The 15,722-nt window shown below is 42.5% G+C and carries 17 protein-coding genes; 9 read left to right on the plus strand and 8 right to left on the minus strand.

Translation table 11 applies throughout. The features are described from left to right. Nucleotides 1-43: 43 nt before the first annotated feature. Nucleotides 44-901 (plus strand): S-formylglutathione hydrolase, encoded by an 858-nt coding sequence (gene fghA, locus G327_RS0111620; RefSeq protein ID WP_019614953.1) that lies wholly within the window; start codon nt 44-46, stop codon nt 899-901. Nucleotides 902-1,136: 235 nt separating this feature from the next. Here fghA and G327_RS0111625 read toward each other — a convergent pair whose 3' ends face one another. Then, nucleotides 1,137-2,132: a DUF2860 domain-containing protein gene (locus G327_RS0111625; RefSeq protein ID WP_019614954.1), complete on the minus strand. Its 996-nt coding sequence runs from the start codon at nt 2,130-2,132 to the stop codon at nt 1,137-1,139. Between the two features lie 179 nt (nt 2,133-2,311). Further along, complete coding sequence (locus G327_RS0111630) at nt 2,312-4,438, minus strand: alpha-amylase family glycosyl hydrolase (protein WP_019614955.1); 2,127 nt, start codon at nt 4,436-4,438, stop codon at nt 2,312-2,314. A gap of 546 nt (nt 4,439-4,984) precedes the next feature. On the opposite strand from G327_RS0111630, the gene G327_RS0111640 reads away from it, so the two are divergent. Next, entirely contained in the window at nt 4,985-5,488 is a 504-nt protein-coding gene (locus tag G327_RS0111640) for a hypothetical protein (protein ID WP_019614957.1), read from the plus strand. A gap of 54 nt (nt 5,489-5,542) precedes the next feature. Here the strand turns inward: G327_RS0111640 and G327_RS0111645 are convergent, their stop codons facing one another. Then, entirely contained in the window at nt 5,543-5,788 is a 246-nt protein-coding gene (locus tag G327_RS0111645; RefSeq protein WP_019614958.1) for a DUF3820 family protein, read from the minus strand. A gap of 73 nt (nt 5,789-5,861) precedes the next feature. On the opposite strand from G327_RS0111645, the gene G327_RS0111650 reads away from it, so the two are divergent. Next, nucleotides 5,862-6,377 (plus strand): GNAT family N-acetyltransferase, encoded by a 516-nt coding sequence (locus G327_RS0111650; protein ID WP_019614959.1) that lies wholly within the window; start codon nt 5,862-5,864, stop codon nt 6,375-6,377. Between the two features lie 173 nt (nt 6,378-6,550). Here the strand turns inward: G327_RS0111650 and arsB are convergent, their stop codons facing one another. The 5 genes from arsB to G327_RS0111675 all read right to left on the minus strand — a co-directional run bounded on the left by arsB (nt 6,551) and on the right by G327_RS0111675 (nt 10,860). Continuing rightward, nucleotides 6,551-7,558 (minus strand): ACR3 family arsenite efflux transporter, encoded by a 1,008-nt coding sequence (gene arsB / locus G327_RS0111655; protein ID WP_019614960.1) that lies wholly within the window; start codon nt 7,556-7,558, stop codon nt 6,551-6,553. A gap of 31 nt (nt 7,559-7,589) precedes the next feature. Next, nucleotides 7,590-7,943, minus strand: coding sequence for an ArsR/SmtB family transcription factor (locus tag G327_RS0111660; RefSeq protein ID WP_019614961.1), 354 nt, complete (start codon nt 7,941-7,943; stop codon nt 7,590-7,592). Nucleotides 7,944-8,055: 112 nt separating this feature from the next. Beyond that, on the minus strand, nt 8,056-9,447 hold the full coding sequence (locus G327_RS0111665) for a sensor histidine kinase (RefSeq protein WP_019614962.1): 1,392 nt from the start codon (nt 9,445-9,447) through the stop codon (nt 8,056-8,058). Then, entirely contained in the window at nt 9,386-10,063 is a 678-nt protein-coding gene (locus G327_RS0111670; RefSeq protein WP_019614963.1) for a winged helix-turn-helix domain-containing protein, read from the minus strand. The genes G327_RS0111665 and G327_RS0111670 overlap by 62 nt, the downstream gene beginning before the upstream one ends. A 251-nt stretch (nt 10,064-10,314) precedes the next feature. Next, complete coding sequence (locus G327_RS0111675) at nt 10,315-10,860, minus strand: PepSY domain-containing protein (RefSeq protein WP_019614964.1); 546 nt, start codon at nt 10,858-10,860, stop codon at nt 10,315-10,317. A gap of 231 nt (nt 10,861-11,091) precedes the next feature. On the opposite strand from G327_RS0111675, the gene G327_RS0111680 reads away from it, so the two are divergent. From G327_RS0111680 to G327_RS0111705, 6 genes are read left to right on the plus strand one after another with little or no spacing between them, the layout of a single operon-like run. After that, nucleotides 11,092-11,547, plus strand: a complete 456-nt coding sequence (locus G327_RS0111680) for a YHS domain-containing (seleno)protein (protein WP_019614965.1) — start codon at nt 11,092-11,094, stop codon at nt 11,545-11,547. 53 nt (nt 11,548-11,600) lie between these two features. After that, nucleotides 11,601-12,071, plus strand: a complete 471-nt coding sequence (locus tag G327_RS0111685; RefSeq protein ID WP_019614966.1) for a YHS domain-containing (seleno)protein — start codon at nt 11,601-11,603, stop codon at nt 12,069-12,071. A gap of 42 nt (nt 12,072-12,113) precedes the next feature. Beyond that, nucleotides 12,114-12,626 (plus strand): hypothetical protein, encoded by a 513-nt coding sequence (locus G327_RS0111690; protein ID WP_019614967.1) that lies wholly within the window; start codon nt 12,114-12,116, stop codon nt 12,624-12,626. A gap of 4 nt (nt 12,627-12,630) precedes the next feature. Next, complete coding sequence (locus G327_RS0111695) at nt 12,631-13,467, plus strand: D-alanine--D-alanine ligase family protein (protein WP_019614968.1); 837 nt, start codon at nt 12,631-12,633, stop codon at nt 13,465-13,467. Then, on the plus strand, nt 13,464-14,375 hold the full coding sequence (locus tag G327_RS0111700; protein WP_019614969.1) for a hypothetical protein: 912 nt from the start codon (nt 13,464-13,466) through the stop codon (nt 14,373-14,375). The genes G327_RS0111695 and G327_RS0111700 overlap by 4 nt, the downstream gene beginning before the upstream one ends. Further along, nucleotides 14,375-15,553, plus strand: coding sequence for an MFS transporter (locus G327_RS0111705; RefSeq protein ID WP_019614970.1), 1,179 nt, complete (start codon nt 14,375-14,377; stop codon nt 15,551-15,553). The genes G327_RS0111700 and G327_RS0111705 overlap by 1 nt, the downstream gene beginning before the upstream one ends. Nucleotides 15,554-15,722 lie beyond the last annotated feature (169 nt).

The raw sequence follows: 15,722 nt of genomic DNA on the forward strand, positions 1-15,722 counted from the left end.
GTTGTTTAGCAGACGGTCTGTTTCTGCCGATCCGGAAAGAAATATGACAATCGAAAATATCAGCTGTAACAAAGCCTTTGACGGCTGGCACAAACAATATACACATCAGTCTACGGTGCTTAACTGTGCAATGCGCTTTGCTGTTTATCTGCCGCCGCAGGCAAGCAGTAAAAACCCGGTGCCGGTTATGTACTGGTTATCCGGCCTGACCTGCACTGATGAAAACTTTATGCAGAAAGGCGGTGCTCTGGCGGCTGCTGCTGAACTGGGGATTGCGATTGTCGCGCCGGATACCAGTCCGCGCGGTGAAAATGTTCCCGATGATGAAAAACAGGCTTACGATTTAGGTTTAGGTGCGGGATTTTATGTTAATGCTACCCAGGCTCCCTGGAACAAACATTATCAGATGTATGATTATGTGGTTGATGAACTGCCGAGACTGATTGAAGCACATTTTCCGGTGAATTCACAGCGGGTGATCAGCGGTCATTCAATGGGCGGGCATGGTGCATTGGTGATTGCACTGCGTAATCCTGAATTGTACCGTTCGGTCACCGCTTTCAGCCCGATCAGTAATCCGATCAACTGTGCCTGGGGAAAAAAAGCGTTCAGCGCTTATCTTGGAGAAGGTGCCGATGTATGGAAACAATACGACGCTAGTGAATTGATGCGCAAAACGACAGCCCGGATTCCGGCAATGGTTGAGCAGGGCTCAAGTGATGACTTTTTAGAAGAGCAGCTGAAACCGCAGGCATTATTGAAAGCCGCTAAGGTAAGTAACTATCCGCTGACCTTTAATATGGCCGACGGTTATGACCATAGTTATTATTTTATCAGTGCATTTATTGAAAAACACCTTCATTTTCATGCGTTGAATTTAGGTCTTATCAAAGCGCAATAAATCCGGTGAGCTGATAAAGGCAGTATTTATATACTTATCTTTATTGGCTTTTTGGCTAATTAAGCACATTCAGTAGATAGCTGACCATGCTGTTTACTGTTAATACTTTCGGGTAATCGACTTCGGGAATTGCAGCCTGAGTTCGCCGGGAGACAGCAGTCACTAAGTTAAGAAAGTCGATTGAATCTAGCTCTAACGCATTGCGCTGGGGTTTTATCTTGACTTAGGCCGCTGGTTAAAACTGGTAGGTGAAGCCGGTAGATACAATTAAACCGCTGCTGTCATAAAAATCAATATCAGAATTTTCCTGGTTATAACCCGCCATCACATTGAAGTTTATAGACTTCCAGTTAAACGGCTTTTTATAGGTGTAGACAGAAAAAATCCCTGCGCTGACTGAGTCCTGCTTGTGGTCGAATACAGGGTTAATTTCCGAGAACTTTTTAGTACCCGCGTTCAGGGTGGTAATAAGGTTATGTTTATCTCCAAGTAGTAACAGTGTCAGCTGCACGTGGTACTGGTCATAACTGTTCGCTTCACCTTTTGCATTACGTATTGTGTATTGCACTGACGGTCTAAGTAATACACCGGCTCTTAGAGGCAGTGTTGTCTGCAGCTCAATACGGTGGTATTGACTGTCACGTACTAATGAACTTATCTCCTCGGCAGTCAGTCCGGACTGACTTTGCCCGCTGTTTTCTTGATCGGCTTTACTGGCCGCAAATGCATACTGCACTGTTAATGGGCCGCCGCCAATACGTTCCAGCTTCGCTCGTCCGCCGCGTGTATTTTCTCTGGTGGTTTTACGTGTGCTGTTTTCTAAAAAAGGATCCTGCCATGTTTCATTATATGAAGTCAGCTCAGGGAAAAATGCTAAGGTTAGCCGGCTGTTATCTCTAAACTGGTGAGCAACACCTAATTCATACTGGAAGCGCGCTGTGGCAACCTGGTCTTTGCTGTTACCCAGAAACATTTGAGTTTTCAGGCTGTCAAAGGTGTATTGAATACGCGCTAAAGGATAAATAATTGCAGTCTGCACTGATTCACCACTGCTACTGGAATCTTTGTTAATTTCGTTATCTTCGTGAGTATTAAACTGTGACTGGCGAGTGGTTGTACCGGCATTAACATTAAGCGTAAAAGCCCATCCAGATTCTTTAGCCAAAGGGCGAGACCAGGCCTGACTACTTAAAAAAAGACTTAATATTAGTATCTTAAATACTTTGTTCATTATTATTCCCTTAAATATAATAACCCTTCTGTATTGATACAGACTGTGAGATTAGTGTAGCTGATATTTTAAAGATAAGTAACAAGCAAAATATTCTGTATTTTATATGGGTATAAAAAACCGCAGTGTAAAAACTGCGGTTTTGAGGGATTAATTTAGATTCAAACTCTAGTGCAGGTTTATTTACACTGGCTGACCATCATAGTGCCGGCATCGCCGAAACCATTAATTTTGAAGCTGTAAACATAACTGCCGGCTTCAGGTAGCACAATTGAAGATTCTGTCCCTGGACCAACGGCTCTTGTCATAGACTGCTGCTGACCAACAGTGACAGCATCTGAATTTTCAACTGCAAATTCAGAGCTCCACGACTGAGTGGCAAACTTAAAAGTAAACACGGTAGCTGTAGGGTGTTTGACTACCACTTGATAAAGGTCATCTCCCTTGTAGCGGAATTTATGCGAGTCTGGAGTGGCCATAAAACCGTCACCGCCGGCATAGGTTCCTCGAATCCAGATATTCTGCCCCATAGGCCCGAAACCGTCTGCATCCGCTTTGGTGCAGTCGGCCAGATCCCCTGTACCGGTCAGGCTGACTGCCGCTGTGCTTATTAAAGGTCCCTGGTCAGCCGGCGAGCTGATCTGATAAAATGCAGCCGTATAAGCAGGCAGGTTGATTATATAATTACCGTCTGCAAGGGTAATTGTTTCGTTTTCAAGCAGATTGAGTAAATCACCCTGGCTGCCTATTGCATCGGCCGCGATGGTAATGCGTGTATTGCTGCCTTTAGTATTAACCAGATAAAGGACGTGATCGTTGCCTGCATCTTTACGGTCTATATAGATATCTTTATCCGAGTGGATATGGGTACGGCTGCCGTTATATAAAGCCGGATGGGCCGCCCGCATTGCCATTAATGATGATACATAATCTTTAAGATCCGCCTGCTGCTTATTAAGTACGGTAATTTCCCCGCCGACTGTTGTCGCCAGTCCTTCAATCTTGGCGCTGGAACGGGCAACATGATCATCACACATGCCGGAATCGCCGGAACAGGGATCCAGTTTACTGACAAAATCTTCAACTTGATCACCAATCTCATCACCATAATAGAGTGTGATAGGACCACTGTAAGCCGCCATAAAACTTATTGCCGCTTTATGGCGGTCCCAGTATTCAGGGGAGTTTGGACTGGCAATCACGCCGCGCTGCAGCAGATCACCAAAACGTAATAAATCATGGTTGCCGAGCATCAGGTTAGGCATAGCATGTTCGGGGTAAGCCATATGGGCAACAAATCCGTTATCCAAATTAGTTGCATAACGCTTGCCGCTGCCGTTTTCTTCAACGGCAAAAGTCTGAACCATGGAATAGCGCATCGGAAAATCAAAGGCCGAAGTCAGTGCCGGGGAGTCTTCTTTACCGTAGCCCTGGGCACTTATATCACTGGCACCGCGCCAGATCTCGCCAACCATATAACCAAGAGGATTGACCGTTTCACCGTTTAAGCTGTAGGTTTGTGACGCTGAAGCCTCTTTAACTGCCGTACGGATCTCTACCCAGCTGTCCAGAGGTACCTGATACGCCTGATCTAAACGCCAGCCGTCAATTTTTAATTCATTTATCCAGTAAGCGGCAACCTCTTTATAGAACTCAAGATCCTGAGGATATTGTGCTTCAAAACCGGCATTACCCTGCTTTTTGCCTGTTGTGGGTTTCAGGCCGTTAGGTGAAGCTGCCACATTACCTTTGTGATGGCCGAATACACCGTCAAAGAAGACATACATGCCTTTTGCATGGGCCTGTTCAACAAGTTCACGGGCTTGCTCCAGCGTACCGAATTTGGGGTCAATGGAGAAATAATCACTGGTAAAGTAGCCTGTTGCATCAAGACGATCCGCCCATTGATCCTGTCCGTCTCGAGGTGTTGATTTGAAAATTGGAGTCAGCCAGACAGCGTTCATTCCTAAAGATTTAATGTAGTCAAGCGAAGCAGTAATACCGGCGATATCACCATTATGGTGACTGGTGCCGTAACCCGTACCATAATCGGCAGTGCTGTCGGCATCGATAAAAGATTCGACCATCACCTGATACATACGCAGGCTGCAGGCGGTTTGTACATTACTCGGGTTATTACAGGCTAAGCGTTCATCTAAGGCGCGTTTAGCCTGAGTGACTTGAATATCAACCTTGGCCGCTTGTGCCGCATCAGCTGCTGAATCAACAGCCGCATTGTTACTGCTGCTGCAGGCTGTGAGTAAAGCTGATATGGATAGTGCTAACAGGGTTTTCCGTAACATCATTTTATGACACCTTTTAAAATAGTACCTTAACACAGAGATTTTGATTCTGATGAGCTTCTTCCGGGCGGGTTTAAATCATCAGCTGCTGCGTTATTGTTTTCGACATAGAACAACTATGTCTTTAAGCAAATGCCTTATATTTGACAATTTTAAATCCCGCTGAATTGTTCAAAACTTTTGTGTAAAGGTACTTGAACCTGGCTTATCGCCAAAAAGAGCTTTATTTAATCACAGTTTGAGGTCTATTAAGGGGAGCAGGATCGCACCTGAGCTATCTGTTTTTGTAACAAATTGTATCTATACAATTCAGCTGAAACAGGCTGTAAACGTATACACAGCAGGCTATACAGGAAAGTGTGCCGCCGCTGCCGGATAAAATAAAGGGGTGAATTTTAGGGAACAAAAAGCATAAATCCCAGCGCAGGCCTTGAGAATAGTTTGACGGCGGCATATTGCGCACTTAGCTATAATATTAAAATAGGAAGTGCAGACTTTGAACTGCTGCGGGGCACTGCATAGAGTGACAGACGGGAAGCTGGATTAAGCATGAAGCATAAGTTGTTAGGGTTATTGTTAGTAAGCTGTACTTTTACTGTTCAGGCAGAGAATCTGTCTCGCTCTGAACTTGAGAGGTGCATTAATCTTAAGCAGGAGGTTAACGAGTCGCAGGATACAGTTAACAGTTTAAAGGCCGGTTTAAAAAAGCTGGAAGGGGATTTTAAACTGCTGCTCTCTTCGATACCGGAAGCCGAAGCACAAGCTCGGGAAGCCGCATTAAGCTGCCGGACTGTGATTGAGGATTGTGAACGGGCAAATATGCTGGTTGCGCAATATAAAGAACTGTTTATGGAACAGGAGAAACTGCTTGCAGAGCATGAAGCTGCTATTGCTCCCTACGAGAAAGAAAAGCTGGGTTTAAAGGAAATAAAGCGCAATTTTAAACGTCTCTGTCATAAGAAAGCATTTTATTATGATGATTTAGAAGCGCTTTGTGCGAATGTTTTTGACTGGAACTGGATCATGTGTCTGGGGCGTAAAAAGGCTCAGTGAACTAATTTCATTTTAGCAGAAATCTTTAACGCTTCAGCTGAGCCTGCATATAATCTATTTAAATCTATTGGTATCTGCACCATCGTATTTTATTAACGGTTCGAGCATTTTTTCTAAACCATTTAATTTCACTTCATACATTAATGCCAGCTGCCGGCCTAATTTTCCTTCTGGAAAACCCTTGCTGTTGAACCATACCAGGTAGGGTTCCGGTAGATGGATCAGTTTACGGCCGGCGTATTTTCCGAAGGGCATAATCTGGTTGAGAGCTTCGCTAAGAGCTTTGGGATCATCTAACAATGGATTTACCTGCTGATTAAGGTTATAAAAGTTAAATCTTAACATGTTCAACGAATTGAAATAGCAGGAAGTGATGGTTAATAATATTAAGCTTTGTACTAGCGATCAGTTAGGTCTCTTACGTGATATTTCCATAGAAACCTACCGTGATACTTTTTCTGAAAGTAACAGTGAAGAGCTGATGATCCGGTATTTTTCTGAGGCATTAAATAAAGAAAAACTGCTTCTTGAATTTAATAATCCGGACAGTTATTTCTATTTTATATTTTTTCAGGACCAGGCCGCCGGTTTTTTAAAGGTTAATGAAACAGGAGCACAGACGGATATTCATGACGGTAAATCGCTGGAAATTGAACGTTTTTATATTCGTAAACAGTTTCTGCGTAATGGTTTGGGCAGAGAGCTGATGGATTTTGTCTGTACGTTAGCCAGACAGGCGGAGAAAGAATATGTGTGGCTGGGTGTATGGGAAGGTAATTTCCCGGCACTGCATTTTTATAAAAGCATGGGCTTTCAGCAGATCGGTTCGCACCCTTTTGATATGGGCGGTGATATTCAAACCGATCTGGTTCTTAAAAAAGAACTGTAACTCTTTTTTAATTATACCAATATCACTAATTAGCTGTTCTATTTAGGCGTAGGAAAAATGGATGAAAGCAAGGCGTTGATTGCTGTAACTAGTTATTCTAATTACAAAATCAAGAACGAAGCTAGCGTCCATTTTAACAAGCATAAATGAATATAAAATTAGTGGATTTGATATTATACAAACTGATCACGAGTGCGGTTTGCATAAGCGACCAGGGTGAGCATTACCGGTACTTCAACTAATACACCAACAATGGTTGCTAACGCAGCGCCGGAATAAGTTCCAAATAAACTGATTGCCACAGCAACCGCTAATTCAAAGAAATTTGATGCGCCGATCATGGCACCGGGAGCCGCTATGCAGTGTGGCTGTTTCCACTTTTTCATCCACCAGTAAGTGATCGCAAAAATCAGATAGGTCTGAATCAGCAGTGGAATAGCAATCAGGAAGATATCGACTGGATTATCTAAAATAGTCTGCGCCTGAAAACCAAACAGTAAAATCACTGTACCCACCAAACCGACAATCGACAGCGGTTTTAGTGCGCCGCTGAGTTTATCCAGCTTAACCTGATTATGAATAAAATGACGGGTTAATACACCGCCAGCCAGCGGTACAACTACAAATAACGACACAGATAGAAGCAGCGTATCCCAAGGGACAAAAACATCGGTAACCCCTAATAAGAAAGCTGCCAGCGGTGCAAATGCGACCACCATAATCAGGTCATTAATGGATACCTGCACCAGAGTATAATTAGCATCTCCTTTAGTAAGCTGGCTCCAGACAAAAACCATTGCAGTACACGGAGCTATGCCTAATAAAATCATTCCCGCGATATACTGATCGCCTAATTCCGGTGATATCCAGGATCCGAACAGGTAGCGGATAAAAAACATTGCCAGCAGCGCCATGGTGAATGGTTTAATTAACCAGTTCACAACGATAGTAATAATCAGACCTTTAGGGCGCTGATGTATATTACGTATTGAGGTGAAGTCTACCTGCATCATCATCGGGTAGATCATTAACCAGATCAGCAGGGCGATAACTAAATTAATCTGTGCATACTGGATGTCTGCCAGCGTTGCAAACAGCTCTGGAAACAAGGTGCCAAAGCCGATGCCGAGCAGCATGCCCATGCCTACCCAGACACTTAAAAAACGTTCAAATATTCCCATTTTACTATCCCTCAATTTTTATATAGCAGCCTTAACAGCTGCCGTTCATGTCTGAAGAGCATATATTGCCGCTGCTAGTTACTTCACACTGTGTTTCACTTTGTTCTATGCAGCACTGCTCGGTCATATAAGCAATTAACTGACTCATTAACGAAGTATTGGCGCGGTAGCGTTTAAATCGCCCTTCCTGTTCAACGGAGACTAATCCTGCATGCAGCATCGCTTTTAGGTGGAACGATAGAGAGTTTGGTGCAATCTCCAATGCCGAGGCCATTTCACCTGCGACCATGCCGTTCTGCCCGCTTTTAATTAATAAACGCCAGGTATCCAGTCGGACACCGGACGACAATGATTCAAATATTTGCGTTGCATTATCTCTGGTCATTATTTATCTCCTGGTTACTTAACTTCAATAATACAAGAACTGTTGAAATGTTCCAGTGAAAACAGATAATCTTTTTAAGAAATATCTGTTTTCACTGCAAAGGAGGGGGGGATTACTCAGCAGTGTTGAAATTAACTACAACCTTTAATCCCGGATGATTATCTTGTAGTGATATCTGTGCATCGTGCAGGCGTATAATCGCCCTGACCAGCGGCAGGCCTATTCCAAAACCGGCAATACTGCGGCTCTCTTCAACACGGTATAAGCGCTGGAAGACTTTATCTTTCTCATTGTCTGGAATACCCGGGCCGCTATCACTGATAATAAAACCGTGACCACTGATTTCTACGTTGATCTGAGCATGTTTCCCTGCATATTTACTAGCGTTTTCAAGCAGATTATAAACGGCTCGAAACAGCAGTGTGGCATCACCTGTTACCATACAGCCGGCTTTATCGTTAACTGTTAAGTACTGCTGGTTATCTTCTATAATCGGCAGGATTAAATCGGCCGCATCGTTAATAATGACTTGTAAATCTATGACTTTAAAGCTGCTGCTCTGCTGCTTCTGTTCAAGGCGGGTAAGCTCCAGCATCGCTTTGAAGGTAAACAATATTGCATCCAGTTTGTTTAACATCTGCTCCAGATTTTGGGTGTCACTGCCGGATTTATGTGCATCGATTAAACCTTGTTCAATCTGCTGTCTTAAATGTCCTAACGGTGTGCGCAGGTCATGTGCAATAGCATCGGTAACGCCGGCAATAGCATGAAAGGAATCTTCTAAACGCGACAGCATGGTATTGATATGCAGAGCCATATGATCATATTCATCGGCTTTGCTGGATACAGGGACACGTGCGGTCATTTCCCCGCCTTCAACCCGCTGGGCAATGGAGTTAAAAGTGTTAATACGTTTTAAAACGCGATGTGAGAATATTAAACCTGTGGTTATACCTAATAGAAGGGCTAATAACAAAGCAATAAGGGAGGCGCTGATAAACTGACGCTGCAGATCGTATAATGACTCGTCATCGGTGGCGATCACAAGAACTCCCGCTTCAATAGACTGCGAGCAGCCTGAAATAAGGCGGATTTCATCATATTTATCCAGCCAGACGGGAAAGCGGGCTGTTTCTGGGCAAATACCGATGTTTTTAGGTACTGAATTCAGCTGGCCGTACATATTGTCTGTTGTGATCAAGCTGAGGATATACTGCCGGGAGCTGCCGGCTTGAAGTTCGAACTGCCTGATAAAGTCTGTCTGGTTAAGTTCTTCTGCTAACAGCTTCTGTTGCAAAGCCAGATGATTCATCTGTGCGTTCTGATTACGACTGATCTGACCGACACTTAACTGGTAAAGAACAACTAGCAGAATGCCCACAACTAATAGCAGCAGGCTGGTATATAGCCGTGTTAAACGCCATACAGAGCTGGCCTGGCTGCTATTTTTCCACCATTCGGTAACCCATGCCGCGGACGGTTTCAAGTAACGGAACATGACCATCAAGTTCTACCTTTTTTCGTAATCGTGCAACATGCACATCTATAACATTTGTCTGCGGATCAAAATGATAATCCCATACGGCTTCAAACAGTAAAGAGCGCGATATCACTTGTCCCGCGTGTTCCATTAAATAACGCAATAATTTGAACTCTTTGGGCTGCAGCTGGATTTCAGTCTGCCCGCGATACACCTTATGAGAAAGCAGATCTATGTGCAGATCGGCTACCTGCAGTTTACTTGACTGCTCGGTGCTCTCACCTTTGCGTTTGATTAATATTTCTATGCGCACCAGTAATTCAGAAAGTGCAAAGGGTTTGACCAGATAATCATCACCGCCTTCTCGTAGTCCCTTAACACGTTCAGCGACACTGTCTAATGCACTTAAAATTAATACGGGAGTTTGTTTTCCGGCATTTCTTAAGGTACTTAATACTGACAAGCCGTCTAATTTCGGCAGCATTCTGTCTAATAAAATAAGCTGGTAGTCATGCTCCAGGGCTAAGAATAAGCCGTCCTGGCCGTTTTCGGCGAGGTCAACTTCATACCCCTGCTCCTGAAGCGCTTTATGCAGATACTGACGGGTGTCAGCACTGTCTTCAACAACTAAAATACGCACAAGCTTTCCTTCTTTTGAATAGTTATCGCACTGTTATTTAAATCTGTTTTTAAACAGACATCTGCAGCAGATGCAGGCAACAGCAATGGATGTTACTAAAGAGCAGTGAAAGATACGCATGAATAGATCCCAAACCTTTATGATAATTGTATTTTTCATCATACTGTCCTTAAGTGATAACGTTAAACCGGCCTGACATTTTTCATATTGCTCTGTTTTTCATACAAATCAGAGCAATATGCTTCTACCTGTTAGTGTTTCATAATCGGAATCATTTCACCTGTTTTAACATCAACAATGACACGTTTACGGCCCTGTTGATCGATTAATTTAAATTTATAGAAGGTAATGCCTTTCTCATTCTCTAATTCAAATTCCATTACTTCAGCAGTGTATTGTTCGCGAAGTTCAGCAAGGGCTGACGACAGGCTGAATTGTGACGTTTCTAACTCTTTCAGTGCCTGATATTCATCATCATCTAAACGACTGAACCCAAGGGTACTTAAGCTGCGGCTTTTTTCTTTCAGTACAGTACCGTCTGCAGTGCTTAAGTGCAGTTTATATTTCTCTTCTTTCTGCAGGTTGATAACCTCTATCTCATAAGTACTCTGACCGTCATGGTCATCCAGCTCAAATTCGATGATCTGTCCCTGGTAGTCTGTAGTTACTTTTTCAACAGCCTGCTCCAGAGTGAAAGATGCACGTTTTAATGCAAGTACTGAAAGCGCATCATCGTCCGCAGCGACGGTAAAAGAAGTTAAAGCCAGCGCTGCGCAGATTAGTTTAGTAAATTTCATTTTTGTATCCTTTTGTCTATTTGATAACTGCAGTTTAGCGAATAGCGCATGTCATAAAGGTGGATGAAACATTACAAAAAGTTAATCTTTGTAAAAATACCATTGAATCAGCAGTCTGCCAATATCCATATCTTATTCAGCCTGTTACAAAAAAATTATAGTAGTAGTGAAATATTTTCTGCAGTGCATTGGTCTAGTATTTAGTTAATGAATGTTTTCAAGGAGAAAATGATGAAATCAGGCAGATTATTGGTCAGGGCACTACTGCTGTTATCTTTTGCTGTCGTCAGTTCTGCTCAGGCTGACGAACCGGTTTATACGGGATTTTTTAATAATAAAGCAGTATCCGGGTTTGATGTGGTTGCTTATTTTAGTGAGCAGAAACCTGTCGAGGGCTCCTCTAAGTACACTTTGGAGTATAAAGGGGCTGACTGGTATTTCTCGACTCAGAAAAACTTAATACTGTTTAAAGAAAATCCTGAAAAATATGCACCGCAATACGGTGGTTACTGCGCCTGGGCAATGGCGCGTGATAAAACCGCACCGGGCAATGCGCCTTTCTGGACTATCTATAAAAACAAACTGTATCTCAATTATGATCAGAGCGTTGTTGATACCTGGCGTGCCGATAAAGATGCTTTTATTAAAAAAGCCGATCAGCACTGGGCAAAAATGGATAAAGAGTAATTGACAGGTTCCTGATTAAGCCTGTAACAGCCGCCAAAAGTTAAGGATGAAAAATGCTGCGGATTATTTTGGAGTTAATTAATTTCTCAATAAAAACAGTATTATTTTTACTGTTTATCAGCACCTGCGCGGTACAGGCACAGGAACAGATTTCTACCGGTTATTTTAATAATAAAGCGGTTTCCGGATTTGATGTTGTTGCCTATTTCACTGTGCACAAGCCGCTTAAAGGTTCATCTGATTTTATTTTTGAATATAAGGGGGCCGACTGGTATTTCAGCAGCCGGGAAAATTTACGTAAGTTTAAAAACGCGCCTGAAAATTATGCCCCCCAATACGGCGGTTACTGCACCTGGGCAATGTCGCAGAATAAAATTGCGCCGGGTGATCCAAGTATGTGGCTTGTTTACAAAAACAAACTGTATCTGACTTATGCGCAAAGCGGTTTAGACAAGCTGCTGGCCGATAAAGATCGGGTAATCAGGCTGGCAGATATCAACTGGTTAAAAATTGAAAAACAATAAACGGCTGAATCTTACCGGCCGATATAAATTAAGGATAACAATATGAAAGAGAAGATGATAAGTACAATCAGCTGGTTAATTGTTTTATGGACAAGCAAAGTATTTTTACTTTCACTACCGTATAAATTTACCCTGCATCCGGATACGCAGCATATATTCGGCACGATAGGGCAGTGGCTGAACGGCATACTCGGTGATGCTGTCGGCACCTGGTTTAGTCATTATGGTTCCTATGTTGTGGGGACTTTTGAATTAATTACAGCGCTTGTTTTATTGTCTCCGGTATTATTCTGGATGCTGACTAAAATCAAAATTATTGCTAATGCACCCAGCCAGTCAATGATGCACGCAGTAGGCGGCTTAATGGCCTCTGGTGTGATGGCCGGTGCAGTATTCTTTCATCTGTTTACACCCTTAGGCATTGAAGTGATTCATGAAGGACAAAGTGATCACGGAAGCCTGTTTTATGCGGCGGTTTCGATTCTGGTCTTTGGTTTTCTTTTATTTGTTATGAACTTTATGCAGCTACAGTCAGTTAAGCTTAAAGAGGAGTAAGTAATTGTTAATTAGAGCGCTTTTAGTTATTGCTTATATTGTGCACTGCTGCCGTCTGCGTATTGGTCCCTGGAAATATTTTCAGCTTAATGCGCCGTATTTTAATGAGCAGCGTAATCTATTTTCTAAGTTAGATATAGATAAACATATTCCGGAGCAGTGGCGGCTTGAGCAGTTTATGGATTTTTCTCAGAAAAATCCGCACACCTATCCGGTTTTTGTAAAGCCTGAGTGGGGACAGAATTCACAGGGCATATCGCGTGCCGACAGTTTTGAACAACTGCGGGCCATTCGTAAGCGGCGTACTGCAGAACATCCTCGCTACCTTATTCAGCAGGCTGCGCCGGGAAAACGTGAGTTTGAAGTGTTTGTCATTCTTTCAGATAAGGATAACGGGGTGCCCGCAGTTTTATCTATTACTGAAACTTGTAATAACAATGAGGGACCTTTGGCAGTTAACGGTATTTACAATAAAAACACTTTTTACCGGGATTTATCTGAGCATATTACAGCTGAACAGAAAGACATCATATGGTCTCATCTTCAGCAGATCGGGCAGTTTCGTATTGCCCGCTATGGTATCCGTGCAGATTCTATTGAAGCTCTGGCTGCCGGTCAGTTCCATATTATTGAAATTAATTTGTTTGTACCTATGCCTTTAGTGCTGCTGGTTAAGCAGGTGAGTATTTCCCAGAAAATACACTTTGTAATAAGCACCATGAAGCATCTCGCGGCTGTGACAAAAACAATTCCAGCATCACAGGTGGTTAAACCTGTATTTTTTAAAAAGCTAAAACGTTCACGTGCTTTAAAAGCACTGACTAAAAATGAGGTCTTATGATTAAACAGCTAAAGAAGTTTATTTATCAGTGGATAAGTAAAACATTTATGGACGGCTGCAGTAATTATAACAGCCTGAAAGTGCGCAAAAGCTGCCGCAGTAAAGAGCAGGCCAGAGATGTGTTTGCTTCGGGAAATATTCCTCATGCACAGGGACTGATTTTTTTTAATCCTTTTAAAGCTGTGCAGTTTGCTAAAGAATTTGGTTTTCCATTAGTGATTAAACCGAATGTCAGTGGTTTTTCACGCGGCAGTCACTTTCCTATTAAAAACTATCAGGAGCTGTGGAAAGCGATATTTTTTGCCAAGTTATGGTGGCCTTATACCGTTGTTGAGCAGTATCTGCAGGGTAATAATTATCGGGTAGTCGTCGCTAACGGTAAAATTATGTCGGTGCTGCAGCGTTATGCGCCTTTTGTAAAAGGTGACGGTAAAGCAACGATTGATGAACTCATTGATCAGGAGAATGCGGTGCGGGAGTCTATGGGACTTTATCCATGTATGTCACCGCTGCAGAAGGGGCCGCAGACTTTATCTTTTTTAGCTAAACAGGGGTACAGCTTATCGACTGTTCCGCCGTTAGATGAGCAGGTTACATTGTTTTATCGGATATCATTAGCGCCGGGCGGCGTGGTTAGAGTGATTGATAAGGCGTTGTTACCGAAAGTTAATCAGATATTGTTTAAAGATGTGTTGAAACTGTTTGATGCTAATATCCTCGGAATTGATGTGATTTTAGAAAAAGGCATTGAAACAGATTTTCGTGAGCAGAAATGTATATTTTTAGAAGTTAATTCTCGTCCTTATCTGAAAATGCATGCTTATCCTCGTTATGGCAAAGCAGAAGATCTTTCAGGTGATTTTGAGCAGCTTGAGCAGCTTGATATCCAGCAGTCAGATACCTATTAATGGCCGGTTTAAGTCGTACTTTTTACCTGTTCTCAGGCATCCACTCTTTTCTTCTTGGTTTATTGCCGATCTTTATTCCGGTTATTCTCTGGGATAAAGGTTTAAACATATCCGCTATCTCATATTTTATCGCGCTGACTGCGGTGGGTTTTATTATTGCGCTAACTTTTTGGGACAGGTTACGTGCTTTGTCTAACTGGTCAGTGATTATCGCTTTGTCTTTTCTCTTTGAGGCATTACTGGTGATGTTACTTCTGTGGGATTCGCAGCGGCTGTTATTGTCCGTAGGAGCATTGTTAAATGGTGCCGCCGGCTGTTTTTACTGGTCAACACAGCGAATTTTATTTCAGTCGATAACCGAGACTAACAACAGCGGCGATACTTTTGGTAATTTTCAGATCTTGGTGGTTTTCGCCTTAAAGGCAGGTATTTTAATCGGCAGTTACCTGCTTGATGCTGTACATATTAAAACCCTACTTTTTATATCATTAGCTATGTCGCTTGGTGGTTACTGGTTACTCAGGCGCAGTTTGGAAAATGTTTCCGAGTTATTCAGCAGTACTCAGCCTAAAGCCTTTACACTCACCGATATAATGCAGTTCAAAGACAATTATCGTTCTAAACTTATCTTTTTAACTGATGGTTTATTTTTATTTTTAGAGAGTTACTTCTGGATGCTGTCATTATATCTGCTTACCCAGGAAAACATTATGCAGCTGGGTGTATTAGTGGTGTGTTTAAGTATCTTATTAGCACTGATTTTTTTCGTAATTAAAAAACGCATCGATTATATGAACGCGCAGCGCATATTTATTATTTCAATATTCGGTTACGCCTTTTCATGGTTTTTACGTGGCGAATTAACTACGCAGGAAGGACCGGTTATTTTATATGCAGGCATGCTCCTGATTGCGTTCTTAAGCAGTTTTTTCCGTCTCGCTTTTAATAAACGCTTTTATGATTTAGCATCGAGAGATAATCCGGTTAGATATATTCTGTGTAAAAGTTACTATTCGCAGTTTATGCTGGTGGTATTTTTCAGCCTGATTGCGCTGCTTTCTTCAATGGGTTCAGATCCGTTGAAACAGCTGCAGATACTGTATGATTTAGCATTGCCGTTAGTTTTTGTATACCTGCTTTATGGTTATCAGAAAGAAGCAATAAAAACGCCGGCATAGGCCGGCGTTAATGCGGTTAACAGAGTTAACCTTAATCCATCAAATGTTCTAAACCGTAAACCAGTTCATTACGCTTAACGACTTCTTTACAGGCTAAACAGATACCCGGCATAAATGACTCACGGTGCTGCTGAACGTTATATGCAGCTGTTCTATCTAAAATGGATTT

The sequence above is a fragment of the Psychromonas ossibalaenae ATCC BAA-1528 genome (assembly GCF_000381745.1).
Classification (GTDB): Bacteria; Pseudomonadota; Gammaproteobacteria; order Enterobacterales; family Psychromonadaceae; genus Psychromonas; species Psychromonas ossibalaenae.

Bases quoted from the DNA above. Each gene is read 5' to 3' on its own strand.
- G327_RS0111690 (WP_019614967.1), top strand. From the start codon at position 12,114: ATGAAAGAGAAGATGATAAGTACAATCAGCTGGTTAATTGTTTTATGG.
- G327_RS0111650 (WP_019614959.1), top strand. From the start codon at position 5,862: ATGGTTAATAATATTAAGCTTTGTACTAGCGATCAGTTAGGTCTCTTA.
- G327_RS0111630 (WP_019614955.1), bottom strand. From the start codon at position 4,438: ATGATGTTACGGAAAACCCTGTTAGCACTATCCATATCAGCTTTACTC.
- G327_RS0111675 (WP_019614964.1), bottom strand. From the start codon at position 10,860: ATGAAATTTACTAAACTAATCTGCGCAGCGCTGGCTTTAACTTCTTTT.
- G327_RS0111660 (WP_019614961.1), bottom strand. From the start codon at position 7,943: ATGACCAGAGATAATGCAACGCAAATATTTGAATCATTGTCGTCCGGT.
- G327_RS0111705 (WP_019614970.1), top strand. From the start codon at position 14,375: ATGGCCGGTTTAAGTCGTACTTTTTACCTGTTCTCAGGCATCCACTCT.
- G327_RS0111665 (WP_019614962.1), bottom strand. From the start codon at position 9,447: ATGGTCATGTTCCGTTACTTGAAACCGTCCGCGGCATGGGTTACCGAA.
- G327_RS0111700 (WP_019614969.1), top strand. From the start codon at position 13,464: ATGATTAAACAGCTAAAGAAGTTTATTTATCAGTGGATAAGTAAAACA.
- G327_RS0111680 (WP_019614965.1), top strand. From the start codon at position 11,092: ATGAAATCAGGCAGATTATTGGTCAGGGCACTACTGCTGTTATCTTTT.
- G327_RS0111625 (WP_019614954.1), bottom strand. From the start codon at position 2,132: ATGAACAAAGTATTTAAGATACTAATATTAAGTCTTTTTTTAAGTAGT.
- G327_RS0111640 (WP_019614957.1), top strand. From the start codon at position 4,985: ATGAAGCATAAGTTGTTAGGGTTATTGTTAGTAAGCTGTACTTTTACT.
- fghA (WP_019614953.1), top strand. From the start codon at position 44: ATGACAATCGAAAATATCAGCTGTAACAAAGCCTTTGACGGCTGGCAC.
- arsB (WP_019614960.1), bottom strand. From the start codon at position 7,558: ATGGGAATATTTGAACGTTTTTTAAGTGTCTGGGTAGGCATGGGCATG.
- G327_RS0111685 (WP_019614966.1), top strand. From the start codon at position 11,601: ATGCTGCGGATTATTTTGGAGTTAATTAATTTCTCAATAAAAACAGTA.